We start from the raw sequence: 19,169 nt of genomic DNA on the forward strand, positions 1-19,169 counted from the left end.
GTATGTGTGTAAGGAGGACATTAAGACATGAAAATTAAAGCAATCGAGCCAACGCCAAGTCCGAATACGATGAAGGTGATTTTGACAGAGGAGCTTATTGGCGGAAAGAGTAATAACTATAAAAAAGAACAAAAAGACACTGCGCCAGATATGATTCGTCGTATTTTAGACATCGACGGGGTGAAAGGAGTCTATCACGTTGCAGACTTTTTGGCAGTCGAACGAAATGCCAAGTTTGATTGGAAAGGTATTCTGCAAAAGGTCAGAGAAGCCTTTGGTCAAGATAAGCAAGATGCAGGAGTCCCTGAAGGTCAAGATGAAGAGTCGTTTGGAGAAGTCAAGGTGTTTGTTCAAATGTTTAGCGGTATCCCCATGCAGGTCAAATTAACAGATGGGGAAAAGGAAGAGCGATTTGGAATGCCTGAACGTTTCCAAGCAGCAATTTTAACATTAAGAAGCAGTTCAGATAACGTTGTGTTTGAACGCTCGTGGAAAGAGCATGGTGTACGCTTTGGAGAATTTGCTGATATTGGTCAAGAGGTAACAGAAGAGCTTCAAGCTGCATATGACGATGAAAGACTGAAGCGTCTAACCGAGGCAGTCATCGAAGGACCCGAAACAGCAGAAAAACAAGTGCAACGTAAAGCATATGAGGTAACACTTGAAATGCTTCATGATGAAGATTGGAAAAAGCGTTTTGCTCATTTAGAGCAAATGCAGCCAGAAAAAAAAGATGTACCTGTTTTAATGAAGGCGATGGACGATCCGAAAACATCTATTCGCAGACAAGCGGTTGTGAATGCTGGAATGATTGAAGAGCCAGCAATTCTTCCGATTTTATACAAAGGTTTACAAGATAAAACTGTGACCGTTCGTAGAACAGCAGGAGATTGTGTTTCTGACTTTGGAGATCCGAGTGCTGTACCAGCTATGATTGAGTCGTTGAAGGATTCGAGTAAGCTTGTGCGCTGGAGAGCAGCCATGTTTCTTTATGAGGTTGGAGATGAAACGGCACTTGATGCACTAAAAGAAGCAGAACATGATCCTGAATTCGAAGTCAGTCTTCAAGTGAAGATGGCCATTGAACGAATTGAGCATGGAGAAGAAGCTAAAGGTTCTGTGTGGAAACAAATGACCGAAAGCAGAAAAAATTCCTAAGGTGATTCATCACACATGAGAAAACAAACTGAACCGATCAAATCAGTTTGTTTTCTCATGCTTCATTTCAGTCTATTTAGACAGAAAAATTTTTTTAGAAAAATTATTTTGAATATTGTTGAAATATGAGAAAAAACTCTATATAGTAGTAGAAATATAGAATATTGGAGGTCAGATTTTATGACACAATACTTGCTGAATAGCTAATTCAGCAAAATTCATTTTCATCTTTAATAAGAGATGGTAAAATAAACAGAAAATTTGTAAAATACAATCAAATGAAAATAATGCAGTCAATAAAGACTTGTAGTATAGGAGGATTTACATCAAATGGCAGAACTACGCAGTAATATGATCAAGCAAGGAATTGATAGAGCACCTCATCGGAGTTTGCTCAGAGCAGCGGGTGTAAAAGACGAGGATTTCGGTAAGCCCTTTATTGCGGTTTGCAATTCATATATTGATATTGTCCCAGGCCACGTCCATCTACAGGAGTTTGGGAAAATTGTTAAAGAAGCCATTCGTGAAGCTGGGGGCGTACCATTTGAATTCAATACAATTGGTGTCGATGATGGAATTGCAATGGGCCACATCGGAATGCGCTATTCACTTCCGAGCCGTGAAATCATTGCAGACTCGGTTGAAACTGTTGTTTCAGCCCACTGGTTCGATGGGATGGTCTGTATTCCGAACTGTGATAAAATCACACCTGGGATGATCATGGCGGCAATGCGTGTCAACATTCCAACTGTATTTGTCAGCGGTGGTCCAATGGAAGCCGGAAGAACAAGTGATGGAAGAAAAATCTCACTCTCTTCTGTATTTGAAGGAGTCGGAGCTTATCAATCTGGTAAAATTAACGAGGCAGAATTAAATGAATTAGAACAATTTGGCTGTCCAACATGTGGTTCATGTTCAGGAATGTTCACAGCAAACTCTATGAACTGTTTGGCAGAAGCACTTGGAATTGCACTTCCAGGAAACGGAACGATTTTAGCGACTTCACCAGAACGAAGAGAATTTGCGAAAAAATCAGCTAAACAGCTCTTGGAACTAATCGAAAAAGATATCAAACCGCGTGATATCGTCACTGAAAAGGCAATCGATAATGCATTTGCTTTAGACATGGCACTTGGTGGTTCAACAAATACAGTACTTCACACACTTGCGATTGCATATGAAGCGGGTATTGATTACTCACTACAACGAATTAATGAAGTGGCAGAACGCGTACCTCATTTATCGAAGCTTGCACCTGCATCAGATGTTTTTATTGAAGATCTGCATGAAGCAGGAGGAGTCACTGCCGCTTTAAATGAATTGTCTAAGAAAGAAGGGGCGCTTCATTTAGACACATTGACTGTTACAGGAAAAACATTAGGAGAGAACATTGCTGGACACGAGGTAAAAGACTATAACGTTATTTACCCAATTGACAAACCGTTTACAGCAAAAGGCGGTCTAGCCGTCTTATTTGGAAATCTAGCGCCAGATGGTGCCATCATTAAAACAGGTGGTGTCCAGGACGGTATTACTCGTCACGAGGGACCAGCAATTGTGTTTGAATCACAAGAAGAAGCGCTTGAAGGTATTATTAATCGAAAAGTAGAAGCGGGGCATGTTGTCATTATCCGTTATGAAGGACCGAAGGGTGGTCCAGGTATGCCTGAAATGCTTGCACCTACTTCTCAAATTGTAGGGATGGGACTTGGACCTAAGGTAGCACTCATTACAGATGGTCGCTTTTCTGGTGCATCTCGTGGGCTTTCAATTGGACACGTATCACCTGAGGCGGCAGAAGGTGGACCGCTTGCCTTTGTAGAGAATGGTGACCATGTTGTTGTAGATATTGAACAACGGATTTTAAGTGTAGATGTGCCTGAAGAAGAATGGGAAAAACGTAAAGCAAATTGGAAAGGTTTTGAACCAAAAGTGAAGACAGGTTATCTTGCAAGGTATTCAAAACTTGTGACATCAGCCAACACAGGTGGAATTATGAAAATCTAAAGCAAGATCGAACATTTGAAAATCTGCTCTCTCTATAGTATCCTTTACTCACAGTATAAGGAATATAGAGGGGGCTTTTTCTATGTCAATGGCATATGAAGAATATATGCGTCAGCTTGTTGTGCCAATGCGTCAGGAGCTAACAAGTGCAGGTTTTAAGGAACTGACAACAACTGAAGAGGTAGAACAAACAATGGAGCAAGCAGAGGGGACGACATTTGTTGTGGTGAACTCTGTATGTGGATGTGCTGCCGGTCTTGCTAGGCCAGCTGCAACGCAAGCAGTACTCCAATCTGAAAAAGCACCTGATCAAATTGTCACGGTATTTGCAGGACAAGATAGAGAAGCAACTGCGAAGATGAGAGAATACTTTACTGGAGAGGAACCATCGTCTCCTTCAATGGCACTTCTTAAAGGAAATGAGCTCGTACACTTTATTTCTCGCCATGAAATTGAAGGCCATGAAATGGAAGACATTATGAAAAATGTATTATCAGCATTTGAAAAGCACTGCTAATACAAGAAAAAAATGCCCTCACGTAGGGCATTTTTTACTTTTGATATAACGGAGGAAGTACATGCTCATTACGACAAGCTTTAGACCGAATGAACATACTTTAGAAACTGCAAAAAAGCTGGCAAGTTCTCTAAATGGAGAATATATTGCCCGACGTAAGCAATCAGTTCGGACGCTTGCTAAAACAAGAGGAGAGGTACTCGTTGTTGGCAAGGAAAGATTTGAATGGTATCAGGAAAATGGAGAGAAATTCTTCTTTCATCCGAGCTCTGCCATGTTTAGAGTCAAACGATTGCTAAGAGAAGAAAAAGACCCATTGATTGAAGCAGCAGACTTAAAAGCTGGTGACTCCTTTTTAGATTGCACACTTGGTCTTGCGGCAGATGCAATTACAGCAAGTGTTGCTGTTGGACCAAAAGGGCAGGTGATGGGCATAGAGAAAAATGTCATGACCGCTTTATTAGTTCACGAAGGCCTTCGTACGTGGGAGACAGGGCTTTTTGAGGCAGATGAGGCCATGAAACGAATTTGTGTGAAGTGTGGAGACAGCTTAGACGTGTTAATGACCTTGCCAGATAATGCGTTTGATGTTGTTTATTTTGATCCGATGTTTGAAGAAACAATTGAAACGTCAGCCAGTATGGCACCACTTCGTCAAGTAGCTGAGCATCATTTTCTAAAGGAAGCCTCCATAAAGGAAGCGATCAGAGTGGCAAAAAAAAGAGTCGTGTTAAAGGATCATTGGAAAAGCACACGTTTTTCATCAGATACATATCAATTTCAGGTCATCAAAAGAAAAACCGCTCTTTTTCACTATGGTTACATTCAAGTCAGCGAAAAAAGCCCTGAATAAGGGCTTCTTTTAATCAGTAATCTCCATATATACAAAATAAAACAACGTAAGCAAGGAAGCAGCGATGAAAAAACCTTCAATCATATCCATTCCTCCCAATTTCAGTATGTCGATTTTCTATTATTGTAAACGTTTTAATTTGAAAAAGAAAGTCTCAAATTCATCACCATATTGAATGACTGAAAATTCATTATATGCTAGAATAGCAGTATGATAACTTATGGAAGGAATTAGATATAATGAAAATGTTGATGAGAAAAATGCTCGTTGTACTCTTTACGATTGCAACATTCGGTTTAGTCTCTCCTCCATCGGCATTAATGACAGACAAGCCATCAGAGATTCCTTCATCTGGTAAATCACAATATACAGCTGTATACGATGAACCAACTGTGACGAGGACTTGGGAATCAAGGCTCTATGATGACACCAGTGAATCGATAGATGCATTTGAGCAATACAGAGAACAGCTTCTATCAACAGCAGAGAATCAGTCTTTTCTTAAATTTGGCAGCAAGATATCACCTGTCATTGAGGACGAGTATAGAGAAGAGGTTCAACCAAAAATTGAACAAGTGATCACAGATTACTTAACGAATTTCAAAGATGATGAAAAATTTCAAGATGTCGCACTAACCGATAATCCTTCAGGCGGAAAAGGGGAGAAGATCTTCCATGTATATAACCGTCAAACAGGGGAGGATCTGCTTCGCTTCCATGTCAGACGAGATCAGCCACCACACGATGGATATTGGTTTAACTTTCACTATCACACAGCAGAAGATGGATTCCAGACGCATTATGAACTTGGCAATATTTACTGGGACAAAAACACCCCGCCGAGCTGGATGAGCCACTAGAAGGAGATGTCAGGCCAATTGAAAAAGTATACAATGAAAGAAATGGTTCGCATTACAAAACAAATGCTTAACGAACGCGGAGTTCAAATAGAAGATATTGCACATATCGTGTTGAAACTTCAGGAAAAATATAATCCGAATCTTCCACTTAGTGTCTGTGTTGAAAATGTGGAAAAAGTGCTGAACAAGCGGGAAATCGTACATGCTGTTTTAACAGGTCTTGCCCTTGATCAGTTAGCAGAGAAAAAGCTCTTACCAGAACCACTTCAGCATCTTGTTGAAACAGATGAGCCGCTATATGGAATCGATGAGATTATTCCGCTTTCGATTGTCAATGTATATGGATCCATCGGCTTGACCAATTTCGGTTATTTAGATAAAGAAAAATTCGGGATCATTCGAGAATTAGATGAAGGTCGTCCAGGAGAGGTGCACACCTTTTTAGATGATCTTGTGGCAGCACTTGCAGCAGCTGCTGCAAGCCGGATCGCTCACTCCCATCAAGATATTTTGGATGAAGAGCAGGAACGCGTAGAAAACCATTAGCCTTCAAAAACATGTCCGCTTTTCATCAGTGGACATGTTTTTTTAGTTTCATGTGCACTCGAAATAAGGTACACTACTACAAGAACGAAAATAAAGGATGAAAAAAATGAAACAATATAAAGATTTATGCCGTCATGTATTACAGAATGGGGAACATAAAGGTGACAGAACAGGAACAGGAACAATTAGTACGTTCGGTTACCAAATGAGATTTGATTTACAAAAGGGTTTTCCTCTTTTGACAACAAAGAAGTTACATGTCAAATCCATCATTCATGAATTACTGTGGTTTTTAAATGGTGACACGAATGTCAAATATCTTCAGGAAAATGGTGTTCGTATTTGGAATGAATGGGCAGATGAAAATGGAGAACTTGGTCCTGTTTACGGATCGCAGTGGAGATCTTGGCAAAGCGCAGATGGAGAGACCATTGATCAGATTAGTCAGCTTATTCATGACATTAAAACAAATCCGAACTCAAGACGACTCATTGTCAGTGCTTGGAACCCAAGTGAAATTGATAAAATGGCTTTACCGCCGTGTCATTGTTTGTTTCAATTTTATGTCTCTGATGGCAAGCTATCATGCCAGCTTTATCAAAGGTCAGCAGATATCTTTCTAGGTGTGCCGTTTAACATCGCTTCTTATGCGCTATTAACGATGATGGTTGCGAAAGTGACAAATCTCAAGCCAGGAGAATTCATTCATACGCTTGGAGATGCGCACATTTATCAAAATCATTTGCCGCAAATTGACATGCAGTTAAAGCGTGAAGAGCGATCACTTCCGAAGCTCAGCTTTACAAGGGACGTCAAAGATATTTTTGATTTTACCTTCGAAGATTTTGCTTTGGAAGGTTATGATCCACATCCTCACATTAAAGGAGAAGTCAGTGTATGATTTCGATGATTGTAGCGATGGGAGAAGGTAGAGTCATTGGGAAGGACAATCAAATGCCTTGGCACCTGCCTGCCGATTTGGCCTATTTCAAAAAGGTAACAGGTGGGCACACGATTGTAATGGGTAGAAAGACATTCGAATCTATTGGACGTGCACTTCCGAACCGTCGAAATATTGTTTTGACAACAAGCTCAACATTTCAAGCGGATGGTTGTGAGGTCGTTCATTCGATTGATGACATTTTAGAAATTGAAAAAACATCTGGTGAACAAGAACTATTTATCATTGGTGGGTCGAAGTTATATGAAGAGATGCTGACTCATGCAGATCGTCTCTACATCACGCATATATGTCATGCGTTTGAAGGTGATCGTTTTTTTCCTGAATTTCAAAAAGCAAAATGGACAATCGTATCAACCGAAAAAGGTCACAGAAACGAAAAGAACCCCTACGATTATGAATTTGTGATTTATGACAGAAAAGATTGATAAGTGAGCAGGAGGAATTTTGTTGTTTCGTTATGGGTTTTTAGTGATCTATGTGGTTGTATCTCTTTTGAAAAATGTAAGACATTTGTACGATCATGAATTAACAGATCCTCGTATTTCGTATCCAAAGAGAATGCAATTAATCTATCAACATGCCAAATCATTTGCGCGAGGGTGTATTGATCAATCTGGATCTGTTATTACAATTTATCAACAAAAGCATTTACCAGAAGGACCTGTGATTTATGTCCATGATCAGTTGGATGCTGTGAACATGGTATTATTAGTCGGACATCTTGAAAAACCGACAGCTTTTTTCGCAAAACCTCGCTTGTTTCGCATCCCTATCCTTCGACAATGGCTGAAGAAGATGCAAGTCATCAAACAGAATCAATCAGATGTGCAATTATTCAATGAAGCAGAGGAGCGTCTTCTTTCTGGTCAAAGTCTGCTGCTGTCAAAAGAAGATCCGATATGTACGATCGCATTGGCAGAAAAGACGCAGTGTCCAATCGTTCCAGTTCGAACAGTTGGGACAGAGCGTCTGATGAGAGGTAAAGTCTTTAAAAGACTTCATCCAGTTGATGTGGATATGACGATAGAAGCGCCCTATATGATAAGTGATCAAGTCAAAAAGAGAGCATAAAAACACCCTGATCATCCAAATGTGGATGTAGACTAACCTAATCAAATGGGACATAAAAAAACACCCTTCAAGTGATACACTTAAACTAAGTGTTAATTTGGAGGGTATTTTTTATGGGGAAAAATAGATATTCAGCTGAAATAAAATGGGTAACAGATATTACTTATATTCAATACGGACCGAGAACGCTCTACCTTTCGACCATTATGGATTTGTACAACAACGAAGTTGTTGCCTATACCCTAGATGACCACCAACAGGCAGCACTAGTATTGAACACATTGAGGACAGCTTTAGAGAAAAGGAATCCGCCTAAAGGTGTACTTGTGCATTCAGATCAAGGAAGTGTATACAGTTCGTATGCATATCAAAAGGAACTGGAGGCAAGGAATCTCACAAGCAGTATGTCCAGACGAGGTAACTGTTGGGATAACGCAGTCATTGAATCATTCCATTCTAGCTTAAAATCAGAGGAATTTATGTATACAAAGTTCAACTCTATATCAGAAAAAGATGTCAGACAACGAATCGATCGTTACATCAAATATTATAATGAAGAGCGTATTCAAGAAAAATTAGGCTACCACGCACCAAAAACATTTGGTGGCATGTCAGCCTAATAAGGGTGTTTTTTTCTTTATGCAGGAATATTGACACAATAGAACAAAATGCAGAAAAACATTGAAACGCTCCCACCTAGCACAAAGCTGTGCCAGATCGCATGGTGATATGGAACCTTACGCCAAATGTAAAAGATCGTACCGACCGAATATAAAATACCACCTAAAAGTAATAACCCAAAACCAGCACCAGTTAACTGTGTGTAAAGAGGTTTTATGGCAATAATAATCATCCAACCCATTAATAAGTAGACGATTGTTGAAACAACGATAAATCGTTTCACAAAAAAGACCTTAAAAATAATTCCTCCGGCTGCAAGAGCCCAAACAATGGCAAGAAGTGTATAACCAAGTGTGCCTTTTAACGGTCCAAGTAAAAATGGCGTGTATGTACCGGCAATTAACACGTATATGGCAGAATGATCTAAAATCTCAAAGACATCTTTCGTTTTTTGATGCTGAATACTGTGAAGTAATGTAGAACTTAAATAAAGCAATAGCATAGAGCCTCCGAATATCGAGAAGCTAATAATGTCGGTCACTGTTCCATACTTCACGGCAAACATCACAAGAAATATAATAGCTGGGATTGATAAAATAACCCCGATACCATGTGTAATAGCATTTGCAATTTCTTCTTTTACTGTAAACAATTGAACTCCTCCTTTATTTGGCTGGGATATGACTATCTAGCGTTGTGAGAAATGACATTCCCTCAAGCGTAATTTTCGTTCCAGCTCTTCCTTTTCCTTTTGTCACATATGCTTTTTTTTCTAAATAGTCTAATCTGCTCCTTACCTGCTGAGGTGTAAGGTGAATTTTCCCCTTTTTACTCATCTCAGATAAAATCCGGCGACTTGCGGCTTCCCCTTTTTCATTCAAATGTTTAATGGTTTCCAGTAAAAAGGCGAATTCCTGTTTTTCCATCAACGTTAGTTGCTGCTCTTCTTTTTTGATTTTTGGCTCTTCTCTCTCAGGCGATAAAACAAAAGGTGGCAAGTGATGTAAGAAGAAGGTGTTTCCTTCAAGTATTGCGCTAGTATACTGTGTTATATTTTTGAGCTCTTTCACATTCCCTTTAAATTCATATTGCTGCAATACATCCCAAACACTAGCGTCTATGTCAGGTTGTAGGTGTTGCTCTTTGAAAAAGGTGTCAACTAAAGCTGGGATATCGGATTTTCTTTCCTCAAGAGAAGGAAGAGGTAAGTGTAGAACATTCAAACGGTAAAAAAACGCCGGCTGAAATGAAGGAAGTTCTTTGAGCCTCTTTAAGGATAATGCTGTCGATGCAATGAATTTCGTTTCATGTGCTTCATCAAGAAAACGAATGAAAAGATTTTGCATGGAAGGTGTAAGGTTTTCCACCTCATCAATATAAAGAACACTTCCAGAAGACGCTGTGATCTTTTCCTGGAAGGCTTCTACTGTCAAAAGGGGGCTGTATATATGTTCAAAGCGAGCTGACGGGTTATACGCAGCTGCAATTTCTTTTGCAAACGTCGTTTTTCCTGTACCACATTCACCAGTAATCAATACTGGAGCCTGCCCTTTAGCAAATTGTTTCGCTAAAAAAATGGCGCGTTTCACTGATTCATGTTCACCATGTAAGCTTGAGAAAGGTGCTGTCATCCTATCTAATCCTCTCTATCTGGTTCTAATTGGTTTTATTATAACACCCAATTAAAACTATTGTACAGAAAAACGAAAGAAGATCATAAAAAAAGTGAAGGAACAGTGATCTATTGGTTTAATTTTTGAATATTCATGTTATAATGACAAATTAAATAAGGATATAAGAGAAAGGATCTTGTACATGAAACCGTTGCTCAAAGAAAATACGCAAATTCAAGTGAAAGACATCTTAAAAGCCCATCAAAATTTGAAGGATGTAGTCATTCATACACCTCTTCAAAAAAATGAGCGACTTTCTGAAAGATACGAATGCAATATTTATTTAAAAAGAGAGGACCTCCAGGTGGTTCGTTCTTTTAAACTTAGAGGCGCTTTTAATAAGATGAGCCAGCTTCCACCAGAAAAATTAGAAAATGGTATTGTCTGTGCAAGTGCCGGAAATCATGCGCAAGGGGTCGCATACTCCTGTAAATACTTAGGTATCCATGGAAAGATTTTTATGCCAGCAACAACACCGAGACAAAAAGTTTCCCAAGTGGAGCTATTCGGAAAAGAATTTGTTGAGATTATTCTAACCGGAGATACCTTTGATGATTCCTACCACGAGGCAGTAAAATGCGGAGATGAAGAGAAACGTGAATTCATTCATCCATTTGATGATTTGGAAGTCATGGCAGGACAAGGGACGACTGCTGTAGAAATATTAAATGACATTGAAGTTGAGCCACACTATTTATTTGCGAGTGTCGGAGGTGGTGGTCTTTTATCGGGTGTTGGGACGTATATGAAAAACATCTCTCCTGAAACAAAGATTATAGCAGTAGAGCCACTTGGGGCAGCATCACTTCATGCTTCAAATGAAAAAGGTGAGGTTGTCACTCTTGATTCAATTGACAAGTTTGTTGATGGGGCAGCGGTTCAACGTATCGGAGAAAAGACATTTACAGCACTTCAATCGGTTGTGGATCAGATTAGCCTTGTGCCAGAAGGTAAAGTCTGTACAACGATTTTAGAACTGTATAATCAATGCGCAATTGTTGCAGAGCCAGCAGGTGCCCTCCCAATTGCCGTACTTGATGCACATCGAGAAGAAATTAAAGGGAAAAATGTGGTCTGTATTGTCAGTGGAGGAAATAATGACATTGGCAGAATGCAGGAAATCAAAGAACGTTCGATGATTTTTGAAGGTTTACAGCATTATTTTATCGTGAATTTTCCTCAAAGAGCTGGAGCCCTTAGAGAATTTCTTGATGAAGTGCTTGGACCAAATGATGATATTTCGCGCTTTGAATATACGAAAAAGAACAATCGAAGCAAAGGTCCTGCGCTTGTCGGCATCGAACTGAAAGAAAGAGATGATTATGCAGCGCTTGTTGAAAGAATGGACAAAAAAGGTTTCCATTATGTTGAAGTGAATAAGGATCAGGATTTATTCCACCTATTTATTTAGGTACCAGCGATAACACTGGAAAAGAGGATTGATCGCGTGTGTTGCTCAAAACAATATGTTTTAAACGGATGGATGGAGCACAAATCAAGGTGACGGAAGTTCCCGTACTCACGGGTGACGAGACATATTTTTTCATGCTCACAGCTAGACTTGATGCCTTCTTGAAAAAAATCTTTCTGTCTAATGAAAAGAGACATGTCTACTCTTTCAGAGAGAATGTGAAACGGACGGTCAAGTGGAGCACTTATGAACAAATCTACAAACAACCTTCATTAAAACACAATGCTTAACCACGGATCTTTGTCAAAAGGACTCGGCATCTGACTTCAAATAGATGCCAGCCACGTTGGCAAGGATTTTTTGCTATGAAAGGGCGAAAATGTGACAATTTCAAAAACGTTCGGACAGTTGTTTTCATGTAAGGTAGAAATAAGGTAATATCTTAATTAAAGACTAAGACAGCAAGGATGAGGCGACATTGAGAAAAATTAAAATTGTAACAGATTCAACATTAGATATTCAGCCTGAGATCATCAGAGAGCTGGATATTCACATGATTCCATTAAATATTTCGATTTCAGGTATAGATTATATAGATAGAGTCAATATACAACCGAAAGAATTTATTGATAAAATGGAAGCGGCTGAAGAACTCCCAAAAACATCTCAACCTGCAATCGGAAAGTTTGTTGAATTATACGAGCAGTTAACTGCGGATGGAAGTGAAGTGATTAGCATCCATTTAACAGGTGGAATGAGCGGGACAGTACAAACTGCTGAGAGCGCTTCTAAAATGGTGGCTGGACATATTACAGTGATTGATTCAACCTTTATTTCTCAAGGCTTAGGATTTCAAGTGGTCAAGGCTGCTCAATTAGCCAAAAATGGAGCAAGCAGGGAGGATATTCTTTCAGAGGTGAAGCGAATTCGTGAGAAAACGAAGCTGTTTGTCACAATTGATACACTGGAAAACCTCGTGAAAGGTGGAAGGATTGGAAGAGGGAAAGCACTTATCGGTTCACTTCTTCATATTAAACCAATTGCAAGTTTAACAGACGGTATTTACACACCCGAAGCGAATGTGAGAAGCTATTCAGCACTTGTCCGCTATTTAACAAAGCAGTATGTACAGGCTGTGAAAGGAAGGACTGTACGTGCCATTGGAATTGCTCATGCGGATGCATTGGAGCTTGCTGAAAAATTAAAAACGGCGATTCTTGATAATACGCCTGATGTGAATATTGATATAGCTTATACAACACCGATCATTTCCTGTCATACAGGAAAGGGAGCGATTGGTTTTACTTTTTATACTGATTGATTTGAAAAGGGGATGTTCGAAATGAATCAGAAAAGGGGAATGGGGTTTGGTACGCTTATGATCATAAGCGTACTTCTTTTAGTATCGTGTTCAGGTGGTCAAATTAAAAATGCTTTAAATTATCAAATAGAGCCTTTTGAGTTTCAAAATCAAGAAGGACAAAAGGTCTCTTTGGAGAGTTTAAAAGGAAAAGTGTGGATCGCAGACTTCATTTTTACAAGTTGTGAAACCATTTGTCCGCCTATGACGGCACATATGACAGAGTTACAAAAACGCCTCAAGGCAGAAAAACTTGACGCACATATCATTTCATTTAGTGTCGATCCTGAGGTCGATTCAGGAACAAAACTAAAGGAATTTGCAGATCAATATCCATTATCATATGATAACTGGGATTTTCTCACAGGTTATTCGCAGGCAACCATTGAAAAATTTGCAATGAAAAGTTTTAAAACCATCGTCAAAAAACCTGAAGATGAGGATCAGGTCATTCACCAATCATTGTTCTTTCTCGTCAATCAAGAGGGAAAGGTCATGAAAAATTATGATGGTGTTCAAAATACGCCTTACGATGAAATGATCAAAGACATTAGAACGTTAACCAGAAGCTAGCATAAGGATGTTCAAATGAGCAAAATCATGATACACTTTTTTAATCAGAAAAAGGAGGGACATCATCGTTTGAAAGCTCGTTTGATTTTAATTGTGATGTCTCTAGCTTTTATTCTTTCTTCATGCTCTGCTGAGGAAGCAGGTATAAAGGATAAACTAGATGACACACCAAAAGTAAAAAAACAAATTACGATCGCAGCGGTCGGCGATTCCTTAACCGAAGGGGTTGGGGATCAAGACGAAAAAGGATATGCTGGCATTACAGCGGACAAAATCGAATCGCTGGATGGCGTAAAGACTGTGACATTGAAAAACTATGCAATTAAAGGAAGTAGAACCGTAGATTTGTTGAAAAGATTAAAAGAAAAGAACGTTCAAGATGGACTGAAGAACGCAGACTATATCTTTTTCACGATCGGCGGAAATGACTTAATGCATGTCGTTCGTCAAAATGTGCTGAACTTGACCTTTGCGCCTTTTCAAAAAGAACAGGTGACTTTTGAAAAAAGGTTCCAAACCATTCTTTCTCAGATCAGGCAGCAAAACCAAGACGGTAAAATTATTTATGTGAGCATGTATAACCCATTTAAATTCAGCTTATCAGAACTAAAAGACATAGATGAGGTCGTAAAAGAATGGAATGCTGTCGCAAAGACTGAATTAGAGAAGGATGGGAATGCTGAACTGATTGAAGTTGCTGACTTATTTGAGGAAGAATCTGATCAGAAAAGGCTGGCAGATGATGATTTCCACCCAAATCACAAGGGGTACTCTCTTATCGCTAATCGTGTATTAACAGAAATTAAAAAAGAAGGACTGCCGAAGAAATAGGGTGAAAACATGAAGAAGTGGAAAAGCTTATTTTTCGTATTACTTGCATTAAACGTATTGATTGTGATTGGGTCAGGCATCCTTATGCTTTTACCAAATGGCCAATCAGCATCTAAACAAAAATTAAAAAGTGAATATGCATTTAACATCTCAAGCTCAAAGGAATCCCTTGAAAGCTTTGTGAATGATTATTTGAAAAATCAAGCTTCAAGTACAACACCAGAATTCCATATATCCATTGATCAAGATGTTAAGGTAACAGGTGCGATCAGAGCATTCTCAACGACAATTGATGCGAATGTATCATTTACACCATCTGTTGAAGAGAATGGGGATGTATTACTTAAGGTAGACCATTTTTCAATAGGTCAATTAAGTATTCCAATTGGTTTTGTCTTAAGCTATATGGGACAATTTTATGAATTGCCGGAGTTTGTACATGTCAAACCGGATCAAAAAACAGTGGAGGTACGTTTGTCGGAAATGCCTCTCACTAACGGGATGTATGTTAAAGCGAACAAAATCAACCTTGATAATGACGAGATTGAATTCTCTTATTACCATCCAGAAAAATAGAACCCGCTAGTCAGGAGTGAAAAAATGAAGCGAATATATCAATATTTTAGTTTGCTATCGTTCATCTTTGCTACGTATTTTGGCATATTGGCTGCCAACGATTTAAAAGCAGGGAATATCGATCAGCTTTACTTAAATATTTCTTATTGTGCGCTATTTTTGAGCTTGATGATTCTTGCTTTTGATTTTCAAAAACAAGAAAAAGCAGAAGACTCATAGGAAAAGCCTTTTCTCATCTGAAAAGGCTTTTTTATTTATGTGTGTCCTGATGAGACAACCTTTGCCATTAATTCTGGAGCACCATTGGCGAAACCATGAAGTAAAATCAAATAAGCTCTATTTGTTTGGAGATGCACTTTCGGGATGTCAAGAAGTACACTTTTTGTGCCAGATGCTTTAAGTTCAAAATGATATTTATTAGGTGAGAAGAGGCATTTTTGACTTGCTTTCAGATAGCCAAGGCCTTTCGATAATATTCCGCTGTCACGTTCATAAAGGTCAATGAGTGGGAGGTCTGGTGAGAGCTGAACAAAGGTGAGTCTAGCCTGTTCATTGCTGACAGAATCATCACTATTCTCCTCTGTGAGTAGTGCAAATCCAGTAAGAGCACCTGTTAAACAAAGTGTGTACGTTTCGTCTCTTCTAAGCATAAAACGTGAAAAAAGGACTTTCTCTTTTGTCGGAAGATGAAAGACTTCCATTTCATAAACACCTTCCTGCCAAGTCATATATGATGTTAACCGGCTATAGGACAGCTCGTTTAACACAATTTCACCATTGACGAATACAGCAAGCTCACTTAAATCAGGTGCACCATGAAAAAGGCGGATACTTGCATAACCATATGAGCGATGAGAAGCAGTGAAAAGATGAAACTTTGTGTACTCGGGATACGGTCTGTAAAACAAAGAATCGACGGTGTGTAAGAGCTGCTGTGCCAAATGAATCCCTTCCTTTAAAAGCAATATTGTTTTTTTAGAATATGCACGGAAGGGACGATCTGTATAGGCAGCTCATTGCACAAAAAGAGCCTGGCGCTTAAGGCCAGGCTAACTCTTTATGATGGTGAAGAATATTGATGGTATTCAGCGAGCTTGATAAAGGTTTTCTCATCCTCGATCAAACCGCAAACACCACATTGAACCTTTATTTGTGGTCCCTGATAGCTCATATGGAATGGAGAGAGCTGCTCATTTTCAAATGTTTCGACAACTTGTCCAGTAGCTGGATCAAGTTTCACTGGTTCTGAAAGCTGTTGAATTAAATTAAAGCGAGTTCTATTCGTTTTGCAGTTTGGACAAAGATAGGGGCTAGTCATCTCGTTTCACACCTCTTTTTACCCGTATCTTCTCCTAATAACAGAAATTTATGCTTAATCTTTTTGGCTTTTGTCTAGTTTTTTGAACAATTTAATCATTGTCTTTAGTTCTTCATCATCGAATGATTCAAAACGCTCCATGAAATATTCGGTTTTCTTTTTTTCGAAATGCTCTGTAATTTCTTTCCCTTTTTCTGTAAGGTGGATTTTGATGATGCGTCGATCTTCTTTTGAACGAATGCGAGTGATCCAGTTTTTTTCTACTAGTGTGTCCGTCACAGCAGTAATATGGCTTGCTGAAACACCAAGAATGGATGCGAATTCAGTCACTTTTTTGGCACCTTGTTCACGAAGAAGATTTAAAATGAGAAATTCATTCCGAGATAATTCGTTTTCAAGCAGGCTGTTGATTTCATATCGAATCTGCTTAAATACAGTTCTCAGTAAAGTATCCATTTCATACATCATTTGTTTTCTTTGCTCCAAATTCTTAAACCCCCATTATATTTTAAGATACGACTTGCATGATCTAGCCGAATATTGGCAAACAAGTCGTATCATTTTCATTATTTTTTAACATGTTATAATATTATGATACCATTTTTTATATGAAGGAGGGCACTAATATGTCTGAAAAACAAGAATTAGCCACATTTGCAGGGGGCTGCTTTTGGTGTATGGTAAAACCTTTTGATGAACAGCCTGGCATTATCAAGGTGGAATCAGGTTATACAGGCGGACATACAGTGAACCCAACCTATGAGGAAGTATGTACAAATACAACTGGGCACAGAGAGGCCGTTCAAATTACATTTGATCCTGACGTCTTCTCATACGAAAAATTGCTTGAGCTTTATTGGCAACAAATTGATCCAACCGATGACGGTGGTCAGTTTGGCGACAGGGGAGAATCATATCGCACAGGCATTTATGTTCACAATGAAAAACAACGAGAACGAGCAGAACAATCAAAGGAACAGCTTGACAAGAGTGGTGTATTTCAAAAGCCAATTGTCACAGAAATATTGGAGGCAGGACCGTTTTATCCTGCGGAAGATTATCATCAGCATTATTATAAGAAAAACACTGCACATTATGAACGGTATCATGTTGGTTCAGGCAGAGCAGGCTTTATTCAATCACATTGGAGTGATAAACGATGACAGATAACAAAGAGCAACGTCTTAAAGAATTAACTCGTATGCAATACGAAGTGACACAAAATAATGGAACAGAACCGCCATTTCACAACGAATATTGGGATCATAAAGAAGAAGGGATATATGTGGACATTATCTCAGGAAAGCCACTTTTTTCTTCTTTTGATAAATTCGATGCACATTGCGGATGGCCAAGCTTTACAAAACCGCTAGAAGATAAAGAAGTGACAGAAAAACGAGACATAAGTCATGGAATGGTTCGTACAGAGGTTCGCAGTAAAACAGCAGATGCCCACCTAGGACATGTCTTTCCAGATGGACCTGGCCCTAATGGACTCCGTTACTGTATTAACTCAGCGGCTTTAAAATTTATCCCAAAACAAGATCTTGAAAAAGAAGGTTACGAAGACTTAAAACATCTTTTTGAGAAGTAGACCTATTAAAAAATCGTCACAAGGCGAGTGAACTTGCTCCCAAGTGACGATTATTTTATTTTTGATGATGTTTGTGATGTAGATATTGAATGATTTTGAAAAGCTTTCCTTTTGTAATCAAAGGGGCTTCTTTCGATGTGTAGTTTGTGAGCTTTACTTTTTTGAAGGCTGGATGGAGCTGTGGTTCAGGCAAAATCGCATAAAATTGATCATACTCATACAGGGTGTCTATCTCGTGAGGAAAAGTCAATTCTTCATGCAATTTTTCTCCCGGTCGTCTCCCAACTACATGAATGGATGGTTTTGGTACATGGATTTGGTCGGCATAATCGTTAAAGGCTTTTAGTAAATCATCAAGCTGCAAAGATTCCATTTTGAAAATGAACGTTTCTCCGCCCCTCATCATTCTAGCAGCTTCAATTGTGAGTGAAACAGCCTCTTCAATGGACATGAAAAAACGAGTCATCGCAGGATCTGTGACGGTAAGAGGATTTTCTTTTAACAGTTGGTCGAGCATGATTGGAATGACAGAACCTCTAGATCCTAAAACATTGCCAAAACGGACTGAACAACACTTTGTTTTTTGATTCTGAATGCTTTCATTTGCTTGGTGAAAGAGTTTTTCAGACAATAACTTGGTTGCGCCCATCACATTAGTTGGAGCCACTGCTTTGTCAGTTGAAATGTTGACTACATGGCTCACTTCATATTCGATTGCGGCTTCAATTACATTTTGTCCACCGACGATATTTGTTTGTACTGCTTCAAATGGGTTGTCTTCACACGTAGGTACTTGCTTTAAGGCAGCCGCATGAAAAATGATGTCCACACCTTTCACTAATTGCTTTACACGTTTGGCGTCTCGAACATCACCAAGAGCAAATACGACTTGTTTCTCGTCTGCATATTCGTTTTTCATTATATATTGTTTACTATCATCTTTACTGAAAACAATGATCTTTTTGGGAGAAAAGGTGGTCAGCTTTTTCACAATTTGACGACCGATTGATCCTGTTCCTCCTGTGACTAAAATCGTTTTATTATGAAAAAATGTCTTCAAACTGCTCTCCGTTTGTTTGGACATATTCAATCCCCCAACTCTCATTTCTCTACTTTGCATCATATGTCAAAAAAAACAAGACGTTTGAGGAAAAGAACTACTCTATCATGAAATTAGGTTAACTGATTATGACATTTTATTTCATTTTTTAATAGAATAAGGAGAATACTTGATAA

The 19,169-nt window shown here is 38.9% G+C and carries 25 protein-coding genes; 19 read left to right on the top strand and 6 right to left on the bottom strand.

Features of this window, described 5'->3' with window-relative positions; translation table 11 throughout:
- The first annotated feature begins 27 nt into the window (after positions 1 to 27).
- The 10 genes from ACQKEZ_RS04910 to ACQKEZ_RS04955 all read left to right on the top strand — a co-directional run bounded on the left by ACQKEZ_RS04910 (position 28) and on the right by ACQKEZ_RS04955 (position 8,596).
- Entirely contained in the window at positions 28 to 1,158 is a 1,131-nt protein-coding gene (locus ACQKEZ_RS04910; RefSeq protein WP_427299156.1) for a conserved virulence factor C family protein, read from the top strand.
- Positions 1,159 to 1,488: 330 nt separating this feature from the next.
- Positions 1,489 to 3,165 carry a dihydroxy-acid dehydratase gene (gene ilvD, locus ACQKEZ_RS04915; protein WP_427299157.1) on the top strand — a complete coding sequence of 559 codons (1,677 nt, stop codon included), beginning with the start codon at positions 1,489 to 1,491 and terminating at the stop codon, positions 3,163 to 3,165.
- 82 nt (positions 3,166 to 3,247) lie between these two features.
- Complete coding sequence (locus ACQKEZ_RS04920; protein WP_427299158.1) at positions 3,248 to 3,682, top strand: BrxA/BrxB family bacilliredoxin; 435 nt, start codon at positions 3,248 to 3,250, stop codon at positions 3,680 to 3,682.
- Between the two features lie 61 nt (positions 3,683 to 3,743).
- On the top strand, positions 3,744 to 4,535 hold the full coding sequence (locus ACQKEZ_RS04925; RefSeq protein ID WP_427299159.1) for a class I SAM-dependent methyltransferase: 792 nt from the start codon (positions 3,744 to 3,746) through the stop codon (positions 4,533 to 4,535).
- Positions 4,536 to 4,774: 239 nt separating this feature from the next.
- Entirely contained in the window at positions 4,775 to 5,395 is a 621-nt protein-coding gene (locus ACQKEZ_RS04930; protein ID WP_427299160.1) for a YpjP family protein, read from the top strand.
- Positions 5,396 to 5,413: 18 nt separating this feature from the next.
- Positions 5,414 to 5,941, top strand: coding sequence for a phosphatidylglycerophosphatase A family protein (locus ACQKEZ_RS04935; RefSeq protein WP_427299161.1), 528 nt, complete (start codon positions 5,414 to 5,416; stop codon positions 5,939 to 5,941).
- Between the two features lie 106 nt (positions 5,942 to 6,047).
- Positions 6,048 to 6,842 (top strand): thymidylate synthase, encoded by a 795-nt coding sequence (locus ACQKEZ_RS04940; RefSeq protein WP_427299162.1) that lies wholly within the window; start codon positions 6,048 to 6,050, stop codon positions 6,840 to 6,842.
- Positions 6,839 to 7,330, top strand: coding sequence for a dihydrofolate reductase (locus tag ACQKEZ_RS04945; RefSeq protein ID WP_427299163.1), 492 nt, complete (start codon positions 6,839 to 6,841; stop codon positions 7,328 to 7,330). Before ACQKEZ_RS04940 ends, ACQKEZ_RS04945 begins: the two co-directional genes overlap by 4 nt.
- Before the next feature lie 22 nt (positions 7,331 to 7,352).
- Complete coding sequence (locus ACQKEZ_RS04950) at positions 7,353 to 7,976, top strand: lysophospholipid acyltransferase family protein (protein WP_427299164.1); 624 nt, start codon at positions 7,353 to 7,355, stop codon at positions 7,974 to 7,976.
- A gap of 113 nt (positions 7,977 to 8,089) precedes the next feature.
- Entirely contained in the window at positions 8,090 to 8,596 is a 507-nt protein-coding gene (locus ACQKEZ_RS04955; protein WP_427299165.1) for an IS3 family transposase, read from the top strand.
- 17 nt (positions 8,597 to 8,613) lie between these two features.
- Here ACQKEZ_RS04955 and trhA read toward each other — a convergent pair whose 3' ends face one another.
- Together trhA and ACQKEZ_RS04965 are read right to left on the bottom strand one after the other, a co-directional pair.
- Complete coding sequence (trhA, locus tag ACQKEZ_RS04960) at positions 8,614 to 9,249, bottom strand: PAQR family membrane homeostasis protein TrhA (RefSeq protein WP_427299166.1); 636 nt, start codon at positions 9,247 to 9,249, stop codon at positions 8,614 to 8,616.
- Between the two features lie 13 nt (positions 9,250 to 9,262).
- The gene (locus tag ACQKEZ_RS04965) at positions 9,263 to 10,228 is read right to left on the bottom strand and encodes a sigma 54-interacting transcriptional regulator (protein ID WP_427299167.1); all 966 of its coding nucleotides are present in this window, start codon (positions 10,226 to 10,228) and stop codon (positions 9,263 to 9,265) included.
- A gap of 184 nt (positions 10,229 to 10,412) precedes the next feature.
- Here ACQKEZ_RS04965 and ilvA point away from each other — a divergent pair, with 184 nt between their 5' ends.
- From ilvA to ypmT, 7 genes are all read left to right on the top strand, one after another.
- A complete protein-coding gene (ilvA, locus tag ACQKEZ_RS04970) occupies positions 10,413 to 11,681 on the top strand; it encodes a threonine ammonia-lyase IlvA (RefSeq protein WP_427299335.1) in 1,269 nt (422 codons plus the stop codon).
- A 38-nt stretch (positions 11,682 to 11,719) separates the two neighbouring features.
- Positions 11,720 to 11,971 (top strand): DUF2535 family protein, encoded by a 252-nt coding sequence (locus ACQKEZ_RS04975; RefSeq protein ID WP_427299168.1) that lies wholly within the window; start codon positions 11,720 to 11,722, stop codon positions 11,969 to 11,971.
- Between the two features lie 188 nt (positions 11,972 to 12,159).
- Complete coding sequence (locus ACQKEZ_RS04980; protein ID WP_427299169.1) at positions 12,160 to 13,002, top strand: DegV family protein; 843 nt, start codon at positions 12,160 to 12,162, stop codon at positions 13,000 to 13,002.
- 21 nt (positions 13,003 to 13,023) lie between these two features.
- Complete coding sequence (locus ACQKEZ_RS04985; protein WP_427299170.1) at positions 13,024 to 13,614, top strand: SCO family protein; 591 nt, start codon at positions 13,024 to 13,026, stop codon at positions 13,612 to 13,614.
- Positions 13,615 to 13,683: 69 nt separating this feature from the next.
- Positions 13,684 to 14,445, top strand: a complete 762-nt coding sequence (locus tag ACQKEZ_RS04990; RefSeq protein WP_427299171.1) for an SGNH/GDSL hydrolase family protein — start codon at positions 13,684 to 13,686, stop codon at positions 14,443 to 14,445.
- A gap of 9 nt (positions 14,446 to 14,454) precedes the next feature.
- Entirely contained in the window at positions 14,455 to 15,021 is a 567-nt protein-coding gene (locus tag ACQKEZ_RS04995; protein WP_427299172.1) for a YpmS family protein, read from the top strand.
- 24 nt (positions 15,022 to 15,045) lie between these two features.
- On the top strand, positions 15,046 to 15,240 hold the full coding sequence (gene ypmT / locus ACQKEZ_RS05000) for a protein YpmT (RefSeq protein ID WP_427299173.1): 195 nt from the start codon (positions 15,046 to 15,048) through the stop codon (positions 15,238 to 15,240).
- A 35-nt stretch (positions 15,241 to 15,275) separates the two neighbouring features.
- Here ypmT and ACQKEZ_RS05005 read toward each other — a convergent pair whose 3' ends face one another.
- From ACQKEZ_RS05005 to ACQKEZ_RS05015, 3 genes are all read right to left on the bottom strand, one after another.
- Positions 15,276 to 15,962 carry a DUF4397 domain-containing protein gene (locus ACQKEZ_RS05005; RefSeq protein ID WP_427299174.1) on the bottom strand — a complete coding sequence of 229 codons (687 nt, stop codon included), beginning with the start codon at positions 15,960 to 15,962 and terminating at the stop codon, positions 15,276 to 15,278.
- Between the two features lie 116 nt (positions 15,963 to 16,078).
- Positions 16,079 to 16,339, bottom strand: a complete 261-nt coding sequence (locus tag ACQKEZ_RS05010) for a DNA alkylation repair protein (RefSeq protein WP_427299175.1) — start codon at positions 16,337 to 16,339, stop codon at positions 16,079 to 16,081.
- Positions 16,340 to 16,393: 54 nt separating this feature from the next.
- Positions 16,394 to 16,825, bottom strand: coding sequence for a MarR family transcriptional regulator (locus ACQKEZ_RS05015; protein WP_427299176.1), 432 nt, complete (start codon positions 16,823 to 16,825; stop codon positions 16,394 to 16,396).
- A 140-nt stretch (positions 16,826 to 16,965) separates the two neighbouring features.
- Between ACQKEZ_RS05015 and msrA the strand changes: the two genes are divergently transcribed.
- Entirely contained in the window at positions 16,966 to 17,502 is a 537-nt protein-coding gene (gene msrA, locus ACQKEZ_RS05020) for a peptide-methionine (S)-S-oxide reductase MsrA (RefSeq protein WP_427299177.1), read from the top strand.
- On the top strand, positions 17,499 to 17,933 hold the full coding sequence (gene msrB / locus ACQKEZ_RS05025) for a peptide-methionine (R)-S-oxide reductase MsrB (protein ID WP_427299178.1): 435 nt from the start codon (positions 17,499 to 17,501) through the stop codon (positions 17,931 to 17,933). The genes msrA and msrB overlap by 4 nt, the downstream gene beginning before the upstream one ends.
- Positions 17,934 to 17,988: 55 nt before the next feature.
- Here msrB and ACQKEZ_RS05030 read toward each other — a convergent pair whose 3' ends face one another.
- Entirely contained in the window at positions 17,989 to 19,017 is a 1,029-nt protein-coding gene (locus tag ACQKEZ_RS05030; protein WP_427299179.1) for an SDR family NAD(P)-dependent oxidoreductase, read from the bottom strand.
- Between the last annotated feature and the right edge of the window lie 152 nt (positions 19,018 to 19,169).

The sequence above is a fragment of the Bacillus sp. NPDC077027 genome, from assembly GCF_050269555.1.
Classification (GTDB): domain Bacteria; phylum Bacillota; class Bacilli; order Bacillales; family Bacillaceae; genus Bacillus.

Excerpts from the sequence above, each read along its gene's own strand:
- ACQKEZ_RS04910 (WP_427299156.1), top strand. The coding sequence starts at position 28 with ATGAAAATTAAAGCAATCGAGCCAACGCCAAGTCCGAATACGATGAAG.
- ilvD (WP_427299157.1), top strand. The coding sequence starts at position 1,489 with ATGGCAGAACTACGCAGTAATATGATCAAGCAAGGAATTGATAGAGCA.
- ACQKEZ_RS04920 (WP_427299158.1), top strand. The coding sequence starts at position 3,248 with ATGTCAATGGCATATGAAGAATATATGCGTCAGCTTGTTGTGCCAATG.
- ACQKEZ_RS04925 (WP_427299159.1), top strand. The coding sequence starts at position 3,744 with ATGCTCATTACGACAAGCTTTAGACCGAATGAACATACTTTAGAAACT.
- ACQKEZ_RS04930 (WP_427299160.1), top strand. The coding sequence starts at position 4,775 with ATGAAAATGTTGATGAGAAAAATGCTCGTTGTACTCTTTACGATTGCA.
- ACQKEZ_RS04940 (WP_427299162.1), top strand. The coding sequence starts at position 6,048 with ATGAAACAATATAAAGATTTATGCCGTCATGTATTACAGAATGGGGAA.
- ACQKEZ_RS04945 (WP_427299163.1), top strand. The coding sequence starts at position 6,839 with ATGATTTCGATGATTGTAGCGATGGGAGAAGGTAGAGTCATTGGGAAG.
- ACQKEZ_RS04955 (WP_427299165.1), top strand. The coding sequence starts at position 8,090 with ATGGGGAAAAATAGATATTCAGCTGAAATAAAATGGGTAACAGATATT.
- ACQKEZ_RS04965 (WP_427299167.1), bottom strand. The coding sequence starts at position 10,228 with ATGACAGCACCTTTCTCAAGCTTACATGGTGAACATGAATCAGTGAAA.
- ilvA (WP_427299335.1), top strand. The coding sequence starts at position 10,413 with ATGAAACCGTTGCTCAAAGAAAATACGCAAATTCAAGTGAAAGACATC.
- ACQKEZ_RS04985 (WP_427299170.1), top strand. The coding sequence starts at position 13,024 with ATGAATCAGAAAAGGGGAATGGGGTTTGGTACGCTTATGATCATAAGC.
- ACQKEZ_RS04995 (WP_427299172.1), top strand. The coding sequence starts at position 14,455 with ATGAAGAAGTGGAAAAGCTTATTTTTCGTATTACTTGCATTAAACGTA.
- ypmT (WP_427299173.1), top strand. The coding sequence starts at position 15,046 with ATGAAGCGAATATATCAATATTTTAGTTTGCTATCGTTCATCTTTGCT.
- ACQKEZ_RS05010 (WP_427299175.1), bottom strand. The coding sequence starts at position 16,339 with ATGACTAGCCCCTATCTTTGTCCAAACTGCAAAACGAATAGAACTCGC.
- msrA (WP_427299177.1), top strand. The coding sequence starts at position 16,966 with ATGTCTGAAAAACAAGAATTAGCCACATTTGCAGGGGGCTGCTTTTGG.
- msrB (WP_427299178.1), top strand. The coding sequence starts at position 17,499 with ATGACAGATAACAAAGAGCAACGTCTTAAAGAATTAACTCGTATGCAA.
- ACQKEZ_RS05030 (WP_427299179.1), bottom strand. The coding sequence starts at position 19,017 with ATGTCCAAACAAACGGAGAGCAGTTTGAAGACATTTTTTCATAATAAA.